This window comes from Sphingobacterium sp. LZ7M1, from assembly GCF_024296865.1.
Lineage (GTDB): Bacteria > Bacteroidota > Bacteroidia > Sphingobacteriales > Sphingobacteriaceae > Sphingobacterium.
Genome location: NZ_CP101134.1, coordinates 1780437 through 1799198 on the forward strand (window position 1 = coordinate 1780437; position 18762 = coordinate 1799198).

The 18762-nt window shown below is 38.3% G+C and carries 11 protein-coding genes and 1 pseudogene; 6 read left to right on the forward strand and 6 right to left on the reverse strand.

Going from position 1 to position 18762, the window contains the following annotated elements:
* Window positions 1-2: 2 nt before the first annotated feature.
* From NMK93_RS07590 to NMK93_RS07600, 3 genes are read right to left on the reverse strand one after another with little or no spacing between them, the layout of a single operon-like run.
* The gene (locus NMK93_RS07590; RefSeq protein ID WP_254529207.1) at window positions 3-1919 is read right to left on the reverse strand and encodes an amidohydrolase; all 1917 of its coding nucleotides are present in this window, start codon (window positions 1917-1919) and stop codon (window positions 3-5) included.
* 27 nt (window positions 1920-1946) lie between these two features.
* Window positions 1947-3239 carry an alginate export family protein gene (locus tag NMK93_RS07595; protein WP_254529209.1) on the reverse strand — a complete coding sequence of 431 codons (1293 nt, stop codon included), beginning with the start codon at window positions 3237-3239 and terminating at the stop codon, window positions 1947-1949.
* Window positions 3240-3293: 54 nt separating this feature from the next.
* Entirely contained in the window at window positions 3294-3947 is a 654-nt protein-coding gene (locus tag NMK93_RS07600) for a hydrolase (RefSeq protein WP_254529211.1), read from the reverse strand.
* A 480-nt stretch (window positions 3948-4427) separates the two neighbouring features.
* On the opposite strand from NMK93_RS07600, the gene NMK93_RS07605 reads away from it, so the two are divergent.
* From NMK93_RS07605 to NMK93_RS07630, 6 genes are all read left to right on the forward strand, one after another.
* A complete protein-coding gene (locus NMK93_RS07605) occupies window positions 4428-5657 on the forward strand; it encodes a DUF3748 domain-containing protein (protein ID WP_254529214.1) in 1230 nt (409 codons plus the stop codon).
* 83 nt (window positions 5658-5740) lie between these two features.
* Window positions 5741-6340: an RNA polymerase sigma factor gene (locus NMK93_RS07610; protein ID WP_254529217.1), complete on the forward strand. Its 600-nt coding sequence runs from the start codon at window positions 5741-5743 to the stop codon at window positions 6338-6340.
* A gap of 143 nt (window positions 6341-6483) precedes the next feature.
* A complete protein-coding gene (locus NMK93_RS07615; RefSeq protein WP_254529219.1) occupies window positions 6484-7659 on the forward strand; it encodes a FecR family protein in 1176 nt (391 codons plus the stop codon).
* A 224-nt stretch (window positions 7660-7883) separates the two neighbouring features.
* The gene (locus NMK93_RS07620) at window positions 7884-11381 is read left to right on the forward strand and encodes a SusC/RagA family TonB-linked outer membrane protein (protein ID WP_254529221.1); all 3498 of its coding nucleotides are present in this window, start codon (window positions 7884-7886) and stop codon (window positions 11379-11381) included.
* A 10-nt stretch (window positions 11382-11391) separates the two neighbouring features.
* A complete protein-coding gene (locus NMK93_RS07625) occupies window positions 11392-12927 on the forward strand; it encodes a RagB/SusD family nutrient uptake outer membrane protein (RefSeq protein WP_254529224.1) in 1536 nt (511 codons plus the stop codon).
* Window positions 12928-12941: 14 nt separating this feature from the next.
* Window positions 12942-14450 (forward strand): redoxin domain-containing protein, encoded by a 1509-nt coding sequence (locus tag NMK93_RS07630; protein WP_254529225.1) that lies wholly within the window; start codon window positions 12942-12944, stop codon window positions 14448-14450.
* A gap of 50 nt (window positions 14451-14500) precedes the next feature.
* Here the strand turns inward: NMK93_RS07630 and NMK93_RS07635 are convergent, their stop codons facing one another.
* The 3 genes and pseudogenes from NMK93_RS07635 to NMK93_RS07645 form a co-directional block, all read right to left on the reverse strand.
* On the reverse strand, window positions 14501-14785 hold the full coding sequence (locus NMK93_RS07635) for a phospholipase domain-containing protein (RefSeq protein WP_254529226.1): 285 nt from the start codon (window positions 14783-14785) through the stop codon (window positions 14501-14503).
* 458 nt (window positions 14786-15243) lie between these two features.
* Window positions 15244-15927, reverse strand: a pseudogene (locus NMK93_RS07640) (alkaline phosphatase family protein); the annotation flags it as partial.
* Window positions 15928-16919: 992 nt separating this feature from the next.
* The gene (locus NMK93_RS07645) at window positions 16920-17357 is read right to left on the reverse strand and encodes a hypothetical protein (RefSeq protein ID WP_254529228.1); all 438 of its coding nucleotides are present in this window, start codon (window positions 17355-17357) and stop codon (window positions 16920-16922) included.
* Window positions 17358-18762: the final 1405 nt, after the last annotated feature.

Consider the following 18762-nt stretch of genomic DNA (forward strand, 5'->3'; position numbering starts at 1 on the left):
TATTAAAATGAAAAACAAGAACAGCCTAAAGTACCCCAGAAAGACGTGTAATTATTTACTGGGACATTGCTCATCCTAGCCACATTATGGTTATGGCCATGAACATTGCATGAGCCAATACATGCATGGATGTACTGTGCTTGCGCTTGGGCCATAGCCTTTGCTTTCGCCGATTTGACGTCGCTGCTATTCTTATTGTAGCTTGAAAGTTCAAGATTGTTAGATCCAGGGAAATAGCCATTGTAGTTTTTGGTCGGCGACCAATCCGGTAAAATTGGAAGGGCAGGAGGTGCTTCGTTTCGGAAATCACCTTTAGCATAGACGATCTTACCCCCAACAACGGTCAGGTCAGCCTCGATATCTTTGATTTCCTCTTCTTGAACATTGAAATAATCACGGTCCAAAACAACCAAGTCTCCTAATTGACCTACTTTGATCTCGCCCTTTTTGCCTTGTTCGTTTGAGAACCAAGAGCCACCTTTGGTATATAATTCAAGAGCGGTTTGACGGTCTAAAATGGTTTGATCGGAATAGATTTTCTGTCCTCCTACTGTTTTTCCGGCAGCTAACCAGTATAGGCCAACCCATGGGTTATAACTTGCAACACGAGTGGCATCAGTACCTCCGGCTACAGGAATACCCATCTCCAACATCTTTTTTACTGGTGGGGTATGTTCAGCAGCATCTTTGCCATATCGTTCGGTAAAATATTCACCTTGGTAGGCCATTCTATGCTGAATTGCAATACCACCGCCCAATGCCTTGACACGTTCAATGTTTTGTTCGGTAATGGTCTCAGCATGGTCAAAAATCCAATGCAATCCATCAAAAGGAACTTCCTTGTTTACTTTTTCAAAGACATTTAAGAATCTATTGATACTCTCGTTATAGGTCGCATGTAACCTGAATGGCCATCTGTTGGTAACCAAAAGCTTCACCACTTTTTCCAGCTCTTCTTCCATGGTTTCTGGAAGGTCAGGCCTTGGTTGCAAAAAGTCTTCGAAGTCAGCAGCAGAATAAACCAACATTTCGCCGGCACCATTATGCCTGTATTTATCATCCCCTTGGAAAAGCTTTACACTGTCTATCCAGCCTTGAAAATCTTGATATTCCTCTTTAGGTTTCTGTGTAAATAGGTTGTATGCTATCCTTACGGTCAGTTCATCTTCATCCCTTAAGGTTTCGATGACTTTATAATCATCCGGATAATTTTGTGAACCACCGCCAGCATCGATTACACTGGTAATCCCAAAGCGATTCAACTCACGCATAAAATGTCTTGTGGAATTCAAGGACTCCTCAAAACCTAATTTTGGACCTTTGCCCAATGTCGCGTACAAGATGGTCGCATTTGGAGTCGCTAGGATCAAACCTGTTGGATTGCCATTGGCATCCTTTTGGATTTCTCCTCCCGGAGGGTTAGGCGTGTTTTTATCATAACCGACAGCACGAAGGGCAGCGGCATTCAAAAATGCTCGGTCATATAAATGAAGGATAAAAACAGGGGTATCAGGAGCGATGGCATTGAGCTCCTCCAAAGTAGGCATCCTTTTCTCTGCAAACTGCTGTTCTGTCCAACCGCCTACAACTCTGACCCATTGCGGACTCGGTGTGATATCCACCTGTTCCTTAAGCATTCTCAAGGCATCAGCCAAAGAAGGTACTCCATCCCAACGCAGCTCAAGATTGTAGTTCAGACCACCGCGGATTAAGTGGGTATGTGAATCGTTGATGCCCGGGATAACCGTTCTTTGCTGCAGGTCCACAAGTTTGGTCTTGTTGTCCGAAAACTCCATCACTTCCTTGTCGGTACCAACCGCAATAAATTTATCATCTTTTATAGCCACTGCATTGGCTATCTGGTTTTCTTTGTCTAAAGTATTAATCTTTCCGTTATATAATATTATGTCTGCTTTCATGATTATTTATTTTTAAAAATTATACTTCTAAAATGAATATTGAATTCCCAATGCAGCTGAGAACAGGTCTACAGCATCCGATTCCTGTAAGAATTGATCGGTTTTGAAATAGGCAAAGTCACCCATGAGAACAAGCTTTTCTTTGAGGTGATACTGAGGGCTGACCTGAAACTGGCTACCAATGTTTCTTGATTCCTGATTTAGGCTTTTTATCAAGGGATTTCCGCCTACATCATATACGGCATCTTCACTCGAGTTCCTCCAGAAATAGATGTATTCTAAGGAAACTGTAAGGTCCTTGATAGGATTGATTTTGCTGTAAAGATGGATGTTGGTTAAGTTTTTAGGACCGATGATCGGACTTAATCCAAAATAGGCTCCTTTTGGATAGATAGGATCGAAGGTATTCAGCGTTTGATCTGTTGAATCCTTGTCTCCGCTGATGTATTGCGCTTTTAAGCCTAAAATTGGTTTCCAATCTAATTCCGCAAACTTATACGTGATATGAGCTGAGGCCGTAGAGGAGTTGATCTGTTCCCCTGAATTAGCCTTTCCCCATTGTAGGAGTGCTTCTAGATCATAAGTGAAGTTTGAGGTGCCTTCCCAAATTCGAAGCCCTAAAGAGTGCTTCTTGGTTTCATAACTATGTAGGTTGATAACTTCCTTTTTTCTATGGATACCTAAATAGTAAAGGTCAAAATTCTGGATCACAGGAACATGATGCTTAACAGCATATATTCCCCATAGCACATTGTTCTGATTTAAGAATCTATCATTAAAGAAACCGGTCTTGGCTTGAACGTATGTGGAAAGAAAAGCATCAATCGACAGGTCATTTTGTTCATATTTAACCTTGATGGCATCAAATGATTGCCTGTTGTTAGGTCCTTCCCGAACAGAAATAATCCTTTGTGAACCATATTGAAGTTCCTGTCTTCCTATCGTCGCTGAAATCTTATTCGAGTTATTGATTTTATGGGAATATTTATAATACGCTTGATGTAGATCCAAAACATTTTCATCGACGGGGGACACCGGTTTAGGTATTCCATTTGCCAATCCACTTTGGAACTCAACCTTGAATTGATGGGATGCACCTACATTTAAGGATGCATTCCATAAAAATCGAGTCAATAAGTAATCGGAATCATTTCCCTTTTTCCAATTTTGATTGTTGAAATGAAAATATTGCACGCGGATATCTCCTCCCTGTTTGAAATTGATTTTGTTTGATCGTTCTATGGAATCTTGCTGTTGGGAAAAACCAAAAACTGGAATTAATGATATGATTGAAATAAAAATATATCTGCTAATAGTCATTCGCCAGTTTTTGGTTTTGTTCATCTTCTACCTTAAAATAATAGGGTTAGAGGATTAATTGTTTTTATTAAGCATGTGTTTCGCATAGTGCACACCTAAACCGTATGATCCTGCTCTTTGCTTGATTAAGTTGTTTACAGGTTCGTAAGTTTCTTGACGTGCCCAATCTCTCTGTAGTTCCAATACATATTGAACAGCAGTGATCGGAATTACACCAGCTTGTTGCATGCGGATTAAGGACATGCTATGGGCCTCAGGTTTAATGTCACCACAGGCATCAGTAACGACATATACTTCATAACCTTCTTCAATTGCCGAAAGTGCTGGCATCGCAATACATACACTGGTCCACAGACCAGCCAATACCAATCTTTTCTTTCCTGTGGCTACGATGGCGTCATGGGCATTTTGGTCTTCCCAAGTGTTCATTGTGGTACGGTCGATATAAGGATGGGTTGCTTGCGGATATACATCTTCGATCTCAGGGAATACGGGTCCCGAGAACGTTTCTTCGGCTACTGTAGTTACGATGGTAGGGACATTGAAGATTTTAGATCCTCCGGCTAGCAAGGCTACATGGGCGCGCAACTGCATCATGGGGATGGATGAGGTTGCAAAAGCCATTTGTCCTTCATGGTCGATCAACACTAAAGCATGGTTGTCTGGTGTCAGAAGTGATTTTGCTGGGGTTGGATTTTTGGATGTCATGGTCTTTGTGATTAAATAGTGAAAAAAATATTTAGTTAATTAGTTTCGCAGGTATTAAAATAATGTTCAAAACCTAAAACATATTTCAAAGTTATTTCCTGAATGATAACTATCCATTGATTTATGTTAATAAATTTAAAAAGAACAATTAAATGTTTAACCATCTAATTTCCAGTTTGTTTTCACAATTAATGTTAAATTATTAACAGCAGAGTAGGGATGTGTCCTTTGCTTTAGGCAAGGTTTTAAAAGAAAATTCTAACAGAAATCTTAAAAAGATGAAAAAAAATTTAAAGTTATTAACCGAAAATTATGCGTGTTGGATAAAATATTATCAATAGTAAAGCGGGTAAACTTAGGGTAGGAATTTCATGGCCGATCCAAAACAGCAATTTTTGCCTTCTTTCCAGCTAAATTCCATAATTTGCTTCTTGTTATTGCAGCTGTTTTTTTGCCGGATGTAAAATGAATTCTAATTCCATGTATAAAATTGAAACGCTTACCCAATCCGATCGAGGACATACCCTTCACCATAATTCCGTTTTCAACTTCAATAATGAATGGATCGTTTTCGACGCAAGGAACGACGATACTAAAATTGGAGAATGTACCGAAATTGGAATGGTCAATGTTAACTCCAAGGAAGAAAGAATCATATACCAGACCAAGAACCCAAGCCAATATGGTCCAGGAGTAGGAGCAGCATCTTTTCACCCGCATGAAAACCTTGTGATCTTTATCCATGGCTTACCTGATGCCAATGCTGAAAAACCTTACGCAATGACCCGCCGTTTTGGAATGATGGTCGAACTTGGTCATGAGATCAATGCCTATCCAGCAGACTCAAGGGATATCCAAAAGCCGTTTTCAAAAGGAAGCTTAAGGGGTGGAACGCATTCGCATTGCTGGAGTCCCAACGGTGACATGGTTAGTTTCACCTATAATGACGAGTTTATTGAACCTGATTTAAGGACCGTTGGAGTAATGTTTCAAAAGGGTCCTGTAGAAAAAGTTGAACCTATTCCTGGAAATATACAAGGAACCTATTTTTCCAGCCTTTTAGCTCAGGTGGTACCAAAGGCCATCCCAGGCTCGGATCAAATCGTAAAAGCATTTGATGAATGTTGGTTAAATGATAATGTCTTGGCTTTTCAAGGTAATACGTTAAATAAGGAAGGTAAGCAGATAACCGAAATCTATACCGTTGAAATTAATAGGGATTTATTGCTCAAGGATTCTGTTAATGATGAAAACATTTTGGATTATCCAAAAGTACCTCAGGATATAGAAGCTGTTAGGATCACGAGATCGGAGAAAGGCTTGTCAAATTTAAGGCATTGGCTAAGAGCAAGTCCAGATGGAGGAGCCATTTTTGCATTGGCCAAAGATAATCAGGATAAAAACCAAATCATACAATGTGAAATTCCTTCTGGGAAAATGATCTATCTTAGCGATTTTGATTTTTCAGTTGCATCAGCTATCAATCTTGACCCAAAAGGAGAGCGGATTACTTTTATTGCCAAAAATAATGTTTACCTCTTCCATTTGAAACAGTCCAAATTGGTTAAACTCACCGATTTCACTGAAGAGGACCTTCCTGTTCAAGGAATCCCTAACTTCTCTAGGAATGGTCGCATCATCGCATTTAATCAATTTGTGGAGAACAACGGGAAACTGAATCAACAGATCAAATTGATTTACCTAAAATAGAGCGTACGTTTAAACATGAATATCCGTCAATAACCAAAGGTTTTTGTAATTTAGGATGTTCATCACCCTAAGGAATAAAATACATGGTCGATCAAGGCAATAAAGACGAAAGAGAATTGCTTTTGCAATTGCAAGCTGGAAATCGTACTGCTTTTGAAAAACTATACCATAGGTACGCTGAAAAACTTACGATAAAACTCCTGCAACTCGTGAAATCGGAAGATCTTGCCCAAGATCTATTACAGGATATCTTTCTTAAAATTTGGCAGATCAGAACAGAATTAAAGGAAGAAAAATCTTTTGGAGCCTTGCTCTATACCATGGCGACCAATCAATCGCGAAACGCATTTAGGAGTTCAATTCGAGAACAGAATCGTATTTCTCAACTAAATACGGGAGAATTCTACTCGCACGTGGAGGAGAACTTACAGTTTGAAGAAACGAATAAACTATTTGAAGAAGCGCTATCTGCTTTGACACCTAGACAAAGAGAAGTATATGTACTCCATAAACTGGAAGGTAAAAGCTATAAAGAAATAAGTGAAGAACTTCAGATCAGCCATTCCGCCATCAATCAACATTTGCAGATCGCTAATAAGCAGATCCGATTATTCCTTCAAAGTAGGTTTCCTCAGCTACTTTTGTTCTTGGTTCCCTTTGTCTCAAGCAATTATTTTCGCTAAAAGTCTAAAATTATATATCTGATAATCAGGTTTATATAAATTATTTCAGTTTTTTTATAAAACTAACCTGTTACTTTTTAGGTATTCGGTGTATTCTAAGTATAGTCCACTAACTATTAATAAAGCCAATTTTAAAATCCGATATGGAAAAGAATGAACAATATCGCGTTTTGTTCCATAAGTATATTAACGATACTTTGGATAAGGATGAACTAGACCTGTTGACTTCCATGATTGACTCAGAAGAATATGAAGAGGAAATGGATGCTTGTTTTCGGGAATATTTCCAGTTATCCGACAATAATAAGGATCAGGAAAACCTGAAGATCAAATCTGTTCCAATTGTAGAAGAAACCTGGAAGCAATTGAACCTAAAAATCAATGAAGAACATCGTGTCATAGAATTTCCTAAGCACCGAATTTCACCAGTTTTGAAATATGCTGCTGCCGTACTATTACTGATGAGCATTTCAACGGTTTGGTACTATATATACAATAAAGCTAAAGTAACATCGCAGGAACAGGTTGCCTCAGCAGATATCTTCCCAGGAACCAATCGCGCAACTTTAACCCTTTCCAATGGAAATGCCATTGCATTAAGTGAGGGGCAGGAAGGACTTGTAGTCGGAGCAGATCAAATGACCTATGCAGATGGGACAACCATTATGAAAACTCCGGAAGTGCAGTTGGCAACCATTAGCACCCCGCGGTCAGGTCAATATCAAGTGACCTTGCCTGATGGCTCTAAAGCTTGGTTAAATGCTGCTTCATCCATTAATTACCCTACTCAATTTATTGGAGAAAACAGACAGGTAAAAATTACGGGTGAAGTATATTTTGAAATTACGAAAAACCCAAAGAAACCATTTATCGTTCAATCTAATAATCAATTCGTAAAAGTTTTGGGAACCTCCTTTAATATCAATGCTTATGGTGATAAAGGGCAGGTGATTACTACTTTGGTTGAAGGTAGTGTGCAGGTGAGCTCGGATCAGAACAATGCGGTTGTTAAGATTAAACCAGGTCAACAAGCTATTCTTTCAAGTAATGGAGAATTGCAAACCAGAGTAGTTGATACAGATGAGTATGCTTCCTGGAAGGATGGTCTCTACATGATCAATAACCTAAGTCTGGAAGATTTTGGAAAGAAAATCGAGCGATGGTATGATGTTGAAGTAGATATGGGACCTTTTAAAGAACAAAAACTCTCGGCTACCATCAGAAGGGACGTGAAGTTAAATGAAGTTTTAGAAGCAATAGAATTAAATACCAAGATTAAATTTAAAGTAAAAGACAGGAAAGTAACTGCATATAAATAGGGGCCGATCTATTGTTTGCCTTTACAAAAAGCTGCCGAGGTGCTGAAGACACCTCTGGCAGTAATGCCTGAAAAAATAAAAGTATAGCTAACTATTTTTTAAACAGACAGTACAAACTTAATCATTAGACTGGATTTTACAATTTAAGTCCGTCTTGATTTATGGAATGTATTGTTCATTATGATGTACCGATGAGCAATAAAAAACATGTTTTTTTATTAAAAATGAAACTGACCATTTTTCTATTTTTATTTTCCATGCTAGGGGTCATGGCGAAATCTAATGCACAGAAAGTCAATTTGGACCTCAAAAATGCCACCTTCAAGAAAGCATTTTTAGAACTTACCAAACAGACTGGCTATATCTTTGTGTTTGAGGATGGCGTAATAAATCCGGATTGGAAAATTAACCTAAAAGTTTCGAACAAGGATTTTTCAGAGGTAATGCCTGAGTTACTTGAGAATAAGCCTCTGCAATTTAAGAGAAGTGGAAAATCCATTTCAATTTCATTAAAGCCAGTAAGCCAAGTCAATCCTTCAAGAGCTCCACAGGTCAGTGAAAGCCAAGAGCAAGGGACCATTACTGGTCAGGTTTTAAATGAAAAAGGAGAAAAGCTGATTGGGGCAACCATCATTAATCTTCGTACACAGAAAAACTATTCTACGGATGCGCAGGGTAGTTTTACCATCGATGATGCGCAAGCGACAGATATTTTGGAAATATCGTATTTGGGATATGAAAAAAGGCAGCTTCAATTGGATGGGAAATCATTCTATTCTGTGCTACTGACTCCCAAGCCTGAAAGCATCGGTGAGGTGACGGTTGTCAATACTGGTTTTCAAACTATTTCTAAAGAAAGGTCCACAGGCTCATATGGTACCGTATCCAAGGCTCAATTGGAGAAACCTTCTACCAATATTTCGCAACGGTTGATCGGGACAGTACCTGGAATGCAAGCTAGGTCTGTAGATGATAAAGGAAATCCTAAACTCGAGATCCGTGGCCAATCCAGCTTGATGGCCAATGCATCCCCATTGGTTGTTGTGGATGGTTTTCCTATCCAAGGTGATTTCTCCTCCATCAATCCCAATGATGTTGAATCCGTTACTGTTTTGAAGGATGCCGCAGCAGGCTCAGTTTGGGGAGCTCGTTCTGCAAATGGGGTTATTGTTGTCACGACTAAAAGTGCCAATAAAAATGCTCCATTAAAGGTGGAATTAAATGTATTCACTAAAATCTCACCCAAACTGGATTTAAGCTATGTTCGTCCACTGGCTTCCTCTTCTGAAACGGTAGATTATGAAATGAAAGCCTATGAAAATTGGCGTGCCCTACCTGATCCATTTTCTTTTTATGATGTAGGCTATGATTGGGGAACAGCATCCATATTGATGAATGAAGCTAATTATGGGTTTATAACAACGGCTGAGCGTGATGCACAATTGGCTCAATTGAAAACTTTGGACAATAAGAAGCAGATCACTGATCATTTGCTTGACAATCCAGCGGCTACCCAATACAATTTCTCCATTTCCGGTGGCTCTGAAAGGATGACCAATTATCTATCCCTGATGCATGAAAGTAACCAGTCAAACTTTAAAGAAACCAATGGTAAAAAATATTTGATCAACTTTAGGAATATTACCAGCATTACAAAATGGTGGGATTTAACCTTGGGAGCGAATTATCTGTTCAATAAAGACCATAACAGTGGAGTTACCTTGGAAGATCTGAATAGCTGGTCACCTTATGATATGTTGATCAATCCTGATGGCTCCTATACAAATGTCCATAAATATTATGCACCTATTCTAGATCGAGAAGTTCCTACTGCTTCATTTCCTTATGCTGACTGGACCTATAACCCGATATTAGAAATTGCAAACAGAAACCTCAGTATAGAAAATACACAGGCTAGATTTCAAGGGGCCATGAATTTTAAATTGTTAAAAGGCTTATCTGCAGAATTAAGAGGTCAATATGAATATGGAACAGCCAATACCCGAAATCTGTTCAATGAAAACAGTTTTGAAGTCAGAAAGTCTGTAAACGAATCGACGACTTGGGATCCATCCGTGGAACCCAACCTCTTTATAATGAACCTTCCAAAAGGTGGCATTTTAAAGCAAAAACGAGTACGTACAGATTTATATAATGTAAGAGGGCAATTAAGGTATAACCGCGATTTTGGTCCCGATCATGAGCTTGATGCCTTAGCGGGTATGGAATTCCAAAGCTTAACAGCGGAGTCTGTTGAAAATCCACCTGCCTATGGGTATAATGAAGAAACCATGTCTGTAGGGACTTTTCCAAATGGCCCTGGAGGACCATCTAATCCTATCCTAGATTATTTGGGACAGGAAATTACGTTTCCATACCTTAATGTTTTTGGATACACGACACAGCGCCTATTCTCTGCTTACGGGAATGCTGCATACACTTATAAACAGAAATATATCCTTTCCGGAAGTTACCGTTTTGATGCATCCAATTTAATTACTGATGATCCTAAATATCGTTATGCCCCATTCTTTTCCGTTGGGGGAATGTGGCATCTCTATAAAGAAGGGTTCATGGAAAATGTGGATTGGATAGACCGGTTAACAACCCGATTGACCTATGGAAAGTTAGGCAATTATGATCCATCTACCACATTCAGGCCCTTGATTACACCAAGCCAGTCTCCCGATCTATATATCAATGCACTGATTGCTGGATTTGCAAGTTACGGTAATCCAACCCTTAGATGGGAGCAGACCAGTAATTGGGATTTCGGAATAGACTTTTCATTTTTTGAACACAAACTATTTGGTAAGGTAGACCTCTATAAAAAATCTGGTAAAGACCTTTTGGCCGAATTGTCCATTCCTTCTATCCATGGTACGTTTATCCAGAAACTGAACAATGCGGCAATGGTCAATAAAGGTATTGAAATAGATCTTGGTACTTCGCAGAATTTTGGCGACCAAGTACAGTGGACTGGAAACTTAAATTTCGCTTATAATAAAAATGAGATCACGGATTTATTTGTTGTGAATTACAATGCATTCCAAATGCCTTTGGGCGGTTCTGCTGCTTATGTAAAAGGCTATGATGCCAATACGGCATGGCGATGGCAATATTCTGGTGTCGTCGATAATCAACCGACCCGAATTGGCCCTGATGGTGAACCCTTCCCATTATCTTCTTTTCCTGAAGGCAATCCATTAACCTATTTGAGAAATATGGGTACCATGGTTGCACCATATACCCTTGGCTTTATGAACTCCTTCAAGTATAAGAACTTTGATTTCTCCTTTATTTTCACTGGTAAATTTGGGCATGTATTTCAAACGCTAGGATTCAATTATCCGCCAAACTGGGTTTCTAGAGTGCTTCCGAATTCAAAATTATCGGAAGTGAATACTGCAGATCCAAGCAAGATGGTCCCTTTGCCGTTGAATAAAGATGATTCGGAATATTATATCTGGAGCTATGTGACCAGTTCAATGGATTATCTGATCCAATCAGCATCGCATGTGCGACTTCAAGAAATCTATTTAGGATATCATTTTCCAGAAACCTTGACCAAAAGAATTGGGATCAACAACGTACTGTTGTATGCACAGGGGAACAATCTATTCAGCATCTATTCCAACAAGGCTGGAGAAGACCCAGAATTCCCAATGGGCGGAATGCGTTTGATGCCTAGCTATACCTTCGGGTTGAAGTTTGACTTTTAAAACTTAGAAAATGAAAAAAAGAATATTTACGATATCGATCATATCTTCCCTGTTATTAGCTTCATGTAGTAAAATTGATGATTTCTTAAATGAACCTCCAAGCAAAACCTCGGAATTGGAAATCAAGACCTTTGATCAGTTGAACCAGTTGTTAAATAACTATAGCGAGGTATTTGCCCAAGATTTAAACATGACTGCGGTCTTTAGTTCTGATGATTATTTTCTTAGTACGGCCATTTATGATGCCGATCCTTCGGTTATATCCATCACAGCAGTTAAATACGGTCTTTGGGATAGCAACTTTTTGCCAACAAACACTGGTGATGATTTCTGGACAGCTGAGTATAAAAAGATTTTTTATGCTAATACTGTTTTGACCTATCTGGACCAAGTTTCGGGTGGAACTACTGAACAGAAAAACAACATAAAAGCTGAAGCTCACTTTATTAGGGCTTATAGCTTATGGCAATTGGCAAATACCTATTGTTTACCTTATACCGAGGCCAATGCAAATGAGCTCGGCTTGCCCATAAAATTGACTATCAGTTTTGAGGAAAATAGCGAACGTCAATCTTTGGCAAATACCTATGCGCAGATTGAAAGTGATCTTGCTGAGGCCTTAAAGATCAATACGCCATTGGTCCAAAGTGGGAGAGCAGTACATTGGCGAGCCAATAAGACTGCAGTAAATGCATTTGCAGCAAGGTATTGGTTGAACAGGAATGATTATGCCAAATCTCTACAATATGCTAATGATGCTCTATCGGGTTATAGTATCCTTGTCGATTATAATTCCCAAATGCGTTTTGGAATTCCTAAAACTGTAACACTGGATGCAGGTACAGCAAATCAGAAATCTTTTACGATTCAATATCCCTATACCCATAATAATCAAGTAGAATATACCGATATGATCGGATGGAAGGAGTTCCTATATTTTAGGATGCTTTCCAATCCCAGTTATTGGTATGTACCTAGTCCCGAATTATTGGCTTTATATGACCAAAAAAATGATCTACGCTATAAATACAATATCGTTAAAGGTTACTCTTATGATAGAGGGATGTTAAAGCCATCCTATGATTATCCTGGCTATGTATTTTTTTATAAAGATCGAATTCCCTCAGGACCAACTGTTGCGGAGATGCTCTTAACAAAATCGGAAGCCCAAGCCCATTTAGGAAATGCAGCTGCTGCCATGGAAACATTAAATACTTTACGTTCTAAAAGAATGCTTGCGGGACCTTGGGTCAATTTAACAGCTTCAAATAAGGAAGATGCCATTAAAAAGGTTTCTGATGAAAGAAGACGTGAAATGCCTTTTTCCCAAAGATGGATTGATGTCCGTCGATATAATCATAATGAGATTTCCTCAGATGATATCATTATGAAAAAATCCTTCTATCCGTATAATAACTCAGTTGTCAATAATGATCAGCCTAAACAGGATTATACGTTATCCAAGGACTCAAGACGTTGGGCAGCTCCAATTCCGGTTTCGGATATAGAAGCTAGTAATGGAAAAATTGAACAGAATAAATACTAGAAATCGGATTTATTATGAAAATCAAACTTATTCAAAGCACTTGCCTACTTATTATTTTCATGGCATGTTTGGTAATGCTAAATGCCCAGACAAGAGAAGAGTATTTATATTCTGCCAAGGAAATGGCTGACCTTCGGGCTGCGGTACTTGCTCATCCAGATAGTATGGAGCTGCATGAAGAGTATCTTGCGGGATTTGCTAAGCCTGAACAGGCAGAAATTGAGTACATCAAATTAATAGCTAAATTCCCAAATTCAGCAACCTTTCCGATAGCAATTGCCAATAAATTAGGTGATTTCAATCCCAAAAGAAAGCAATACTTGTTAAAAGCGGCAGAAATCGATCCAAAAAATGTAGAGAACTGGGAAAATCTGGCAAGCGATGCAGCCTTCAAAGGAAACAAAGAAGATGAAATCAGGTATATTCAAGAAGCTGTCCAAGCTAATCCAGAAAGCCTTGATCTAAAAGCCAGATATGTGTTCCTGTTTTCTGATGATGCAGATGAGTTTAAGGTAAAGGCCAATGAATTTATCGATAAATACCCTAATTCTGAACAAGCCATTACCATATTTAATATTGCGGGAATAGTATTAAAAAATGATGCAGATAAGATCCAGTCCGGTGAACGTATGTTGAAATTGTTTCCGGATAATGAAAGTCTGGTTTTTTTGGTAGCAGTGGTGCGACTGGTTGATTCTTATATAAAGACCGAACAGTACGATAAGGCCATTGAACTAGCAACAAATTATAAGGATAAGGGAGAAGCTGATTTAGGATTAGGTGAAAAACTCTCATTAGCGCAAAGCCTCAAAGAATCTGATGCTAGAATGAAAGCTGGCCAATTTGCAGAAGCAAAAGAACAGATCATCAATATTCAATATAGAACTTTGAATGGTAATGATTTAGGGAGCTTACTGATGCTGAAGAAGGCTTTGGCGTTAGACGCGAACAAAGAGACCCAAGCAGCATATGATAGTTTAATTATTCTTCAGGCGCATAAACCTTCATTAGCCAGTCAGGAAGCCATTTATAGATATGGCGCAAAATTGAATAAGAGCAATCAGGTAGTGGATACTGATGTTTATCAACATGTCATGAAGCAGGCAGAGAATGCCAAGCCTTTTTCTCTTGATTCATTCGATTCCGAAAAGAAAGTTACCTTGGAAGATCTAAAGGGGAAAGTAACTTTACTGACTTTTTGGTATCCTGCTTGTGGACCCTGCAGAGGAGAGATGCCGCACTTTGAAAATGCAATTAAGGGCTTCGATCGCGATAAGTTCCAATACTTAGGAATCAATATCTATAGGGAACAAGATAAGCTCATCAAATCCTTTTTAGACAATACAGGTTTTAGTTTTACCCCTTTGGGAGCAAGTAAAGAAATAAAAAAAGATTATCAAATAGTCGCTGCACCTACTAACTTTATCATTGATCAGCAGGGGAGGATCGTCTATTCAGATTTTACAGTTGATGCTGAAAATGAACAGATGTTGACCTTGATGATAGAATCCATGATGAAATAGATGGAGATTAAGAAAGGCTTTTCCATACCAGAAAAGCCTTTTCTAATTTATCATACCCGATTGATCAACGGATCTGTTATGCTCTCTTTGCCGGTTTCCACTCTTCCAGCAAATCTTTGATAAAAATCTTTATTTCCTTGTGTAGTTAAAATGAAATCATACCAACCTGAACTTCCAGTCAAATCGATGCTCAAATTCTCCTCTGCGTTCGCTGGAATACTCTTTTCAAATAGGACGCCTTTTTTATAGCTTATATCTTTCACACTGATCTGTAAAGTTGAAGAACCCTTGTTTTTTATCCTTAGGCTAATATTTTCAGTAGCTGCTTTCGTCATTCGTTTCAATTCTCCTGAAACTTGGACCTGAATTTTCGGATCTTGTGCCGTACCGGCGAATTCCCTAAAGAATCCATTTGGACCGTGTAGATGTAAGCGGTATTTTCCGGAATCAAAAGATGAGATAGGCCACTCATATTGGATTTCATCGCCAGCTTTAACAGCAAAACTGCTATGGCATCATCCAATGCTTTTTGCTTATCTCGGATGCTGGCTTGGACTTTCTTTGCCCGTTCTTGCGAAGATGGACTTTCTTCTTGAAGTTTATTGATTTCACCTGGTAGGGTTTCTATCCTGTTTTTTAGGCCTGCTACATAGCGATCATTGAATTTTACCTGATAAGCTTCAAAAAATTCAAGCAGGTTACATCCGAAATTACTAAGCCAAGAACGCTCTTCTCCTTTAAACCCACCCACACTGCTCAATTCATTCTGATAAAATCCCCAAGAAATGCCATTGTCCTCAAGTAATTCAGGGAATGTTTTCCAGGTCTCCTGTCCATAGGAATAGTCCTCATTCCGGATGTTTGCTTTTGGCAATCCGTCTTGGGTACTCATGATTTTTCCAGTCCAGAAAAAAGAACGGTTAGGGGTTGTACTGGTCATGGCCGAACAGAAGTTTTGGTCACAAATGGTGAAGGCATCTGCCATGGCATAATTGAAGGAGAGGTCCTCACGATTGTAATGGCCTAAAGTCAAAGGCATATCTGCATATCTCTTGTTGCTGGAGCGTTTTGAGAGCAACCACTTGTCATATTTCCCAAGATTATAGGCATCGACCTGACTTGCTCTAGAATGTGGTAGATCACCGATCCATGTACTTTTACTTTCTTTGATATTCAAGCGAAAAGGAGCATAGGTTTTACCTGCGAGATCTGTTTGGAACCAAACAGGATTTTTGTTTGGAAGTAGCATTGCTCTCGGATCATTGAAACCTCTGACCCCAGAAAGAGAGCCGAAGGCATGGTCGAAAGAGCGGTTTTCCTGCATTAATATCACAATGTGCTCAGCATCTAGAAAGGTACTCCCAAGATCGGGATCGATGGCCATTGCTTTTTGAATAGCGGAAGGAATTACATTCACCATTCCTGTCGCCCCTGAAAGCATAATTACTTTCCTTAAAAATTCTCTGCGGTTATCCATGAGATGTTGGGTTTGTTTAGGTTTACCTAATTTACCCCATTGGGAGAGAAAATTTCGAGAGAATTGATTATGAAATTGTTAAGTGAATAGAATTGTTACGAATGAAGATTGCAAGCCTCCGGCATTCTTTCCACTTTTCCGCCAAAGAAATGAGATGTTTGATAAAGGACTTCCTGCGGAAGGATGATTGTTTGTATAAATAGGGAACTCCTAGCGGGGATGGAATATTTGTAGAAATTGGATGTGTGCGGTGGCCAACCCACAGCGTGGGTGAAATATTTTTCAATAAATCTTTTTGAAGACAGAAAACAGTTCTTTCGCTTTGCTCAAGATGACAAAAATCCTAAAAAACAAGAAATAGATTCTTCGTTTCACTCTGAATCCCTCTTTAGCGGATTTTGATTCTGTACAATCAATGAAGAATCTTTACGGTTCTCCCCATAATGGCTTTGTCTACTTCAATCTTCGATTGAAGGACTGTTCGCCAATTCCATAAGGGCTGTTGTAGAATGAAGATCTGCATCGTTCCGAGATGCTTCGTTCCTCAGCATGACACAAAAAAAACGTTAACTTATTAGTTTTGACCTACGACCCTGTCGTCCTGCACCGCGGGTGCAGGAACCGTTCGCCAATGCTTTTTTTCCTGATTAGGTAATAAGTAGGTATAGCCCTGAGATGTTTCGTTCCTCAGCATGACACAAAAAAAACGTTAACTTATTAATTTTGACCTACGACCCTGTCGTCCTGCACTTCAGGTGCAGGAACCGTTCGCCAATGCTTTTTTTCCTGATTAGGTAATAAGTAGGTATAGCCCTGAGATGTTTCGTTCCTCAACATGACAAAAAGGCGAGGTAGAATCTTTAAAATAACTCGCCAATTCTCATAATATTGTTTTTGATGTTAAAGCTGTGCATTTATCCCTAGAACCTTCCTTCGTCGAGCCAAGAAAATGGAGTTAATCTTCGATTGAAAAATTGTAAATCTTCACTCCCTTATTTCCAGGAATATCCAATTCCAGCTCCGATCCAGAAAGGCATATTTCCATCAATGGTATTGAATAAAGGCGTATAGGTCGCCTGAAAGCTCAATCCATTATCCTTGGGAGAATATCTGTAACCTATATCAGCCGAAAAAATAACAGATTTGAAGTCACTGGGTTTCTTTTCACCTTCTCCATTAAATGCAAAAACAGAATTTGCACCAATCAGTAGACCATTATTGCCCTCTCCATAGATATAGTTAATGCCTATAGGTGCCGTATAGATTCTGTCGGTGTCAAATGCGCCAAAAGTTCCACCAAAACCAAGCCTAGCTCCCCATCCATCATTGACATTCCTTGAAAATCTCATGTCGTAGTTAGCCGATCCAAATCTGCTGGAACCTCCCAGCTCAAAGAAGGCTAATTTTCGGTGCTGCGCAGAAGCATTCATTGTGCACAAGGTAAGCAATGATATAAAAAGTATTTTTTTTATTCATGTAGAGATAATTTTTCGCAATATTAGTTAATTTACTACAGTTAAAGGAATAATTAGCGAAGTGTTTATTGATTTATTTGAGTATATTTTTTTGTTCCTGTTAATAATATTGTTCCGTTAAATGGGGCGATTAAGGTAATAGTGTTTTTTAGGGTTGTCATAAAAGCAAAACTCAGACAAAAAAGAACTAACAAGATGAGGGAAAATATTGGGGCGAATGGCAAAATGCCGGAAATTTATGGAATGAACTATCTAATATTTGGACAAAATTTTATCAATTCTTTCGGACCTTCTTTTGGTCTTATTCGAGACATATTTTGAAATTTCCGAATATGGGTCGAACATGGGTAAAAGGAAAGTCGAAGGGAAAGGTCAAATTCGAACAAAAAAATGGTCAGAATTTTTCCGACCATCATGATGTTTTTTTTAACCGTTAATTACTAATTAGGTAATGGTTCCCAATGAAGGTGCTTCCTTCCATTAGCAAAAATATTGTCACGTGTTTATTCCATATGAAAATAACTATTGGCCCCTGAAGGTTGGTAAAAAACTAGATTTAATTACATGATTGATGTGGAGCTAAGATGGAAAAATTCAAGAAAATAAATGATCATGGATGGTAATAATAGTAATAGGAACTTTCAGTGTTTATATTGCGTATTTTTGTAATGTTTTGATTAATTCTTGATATTTCAGGTGAATCTAAAAAGGCTAACTTCTTTTGTTTTTCAATTGAAATAATTGGTTATTAATGCACATATATTTTAAGGTTAAAGAAAAACAACAATAAAGGTCCAATAACTGGATTGATATTGGACCTAAACTGAAATAATCAGAAAGCTTTGAAGATTTAAATATAGAAAAAATACAACATAATATCTTTAGTAAAAAGTCCTATCTATTTTAATTATATTCCCGTTAGTTGATAAGATTAAACAAAAACTGGACAACTTAAGTAGGTAATATATGCAAAACTTAAAATAATCTTTGATTTCAATCCTCTACTTTCATCTTGTCAAAGTTTGAGATTATTGATAAACTGAATGGAATTTGCCGCATAGTTCTTCATTTAAACCTAATGTGTATTGTTTTAATAAAATTATGCCATAAGGCTTTAGGATTAATTAGTCTTATATCTATTCATCTATTCTAACTCCCAAAATTCTATAGTTTTAACGGATTACGGCTCTCGTTAGATTTTAATAAATCGTAAAAAATATTTGAATTTTGCTGAAATAATACTTTATATTTGCAACTGTTTATAATTGGTCTAAATAAAAACAATTGTTTCATTTATTAGGTAATTTGAATGTAAAATAAGATTGATCCAATTCCTATTTAAACAAAAGAGCGCCATACG

Coding starts and splice junctions, on each gene's coding strand:
- NMK93_RS07590 (WP_254529207.1), bottom strand. CDS start 1,919: ATGAAAGCAGACATAATATTATATAACGGAAAGATTAATACTTTAGAC.
- NMK93_RS07595 (WP_254529209.1), bottom strand. CDS start 3,239: ATGACTATTAGCAGATATATTTTTATTTCAATCATATCATTAATTCCA.
- NMK93_RS07600 (WP_254529211.1), bottom strand. CDS start 3,947: ATGACATCCAAAAATCCAACCCCAGCAAAATCACTTCTGACACCAGAC.
- NMK93_RS07605 (WP_254529214.1), top strand. CDS start 4,428: ATGTATAAAATTGAAACGCTTACCCAATCCGATCGAGGACATACCCTT.
- NMK93_RS07610 (WP_254529217.1), top strand. CDS start 5,741: ATGGTCGATCAAGGCAATAAAGACGAAAGAGAATTGCTTTTGCAATTG.
- NMK93_RS07615 (WP_254529219.1), top strand. CDS start 6,484: ATGGAAAAGAATGAACAATATCGCGTTTTGTTCCATAAGTATATTAAC.
- NMK93_RS07620 (WP_254529221.1), top strand. CDS start 7,884: ATGAAACTGACCATTTTTCTATTTTTATTTTCCATGCTAGGGGTCATG.
- NMK93_RS07625 (WP_254529224.1), top strand. CDS start 11,392: ATGAAAAAAAGAATATTTACGATATCGATCATATCTTCCCTGTTATTA.
- NMK93_RS07630 (WP_254529225.1), top strand. CDS start 12,942: ATGAAAATCAAACTTATTCAAAGCACTTGCCTACTTATTATTTTCATG.
- NMK93_RS07635 (WP_254529226.1), bottom strand. CDS start 14,785: ATGACGAAAGCAGCTACTGAAAATATTAGCCTAAGGATAAAAAACAAG.
- NMK93_RS07645 (WP_254529228.1), bottom strand. CDS start 17,357: ATGAATGCTTCTGCGCAGCACCGAAAATTAGCCTTCTTTGAGCTGGGA.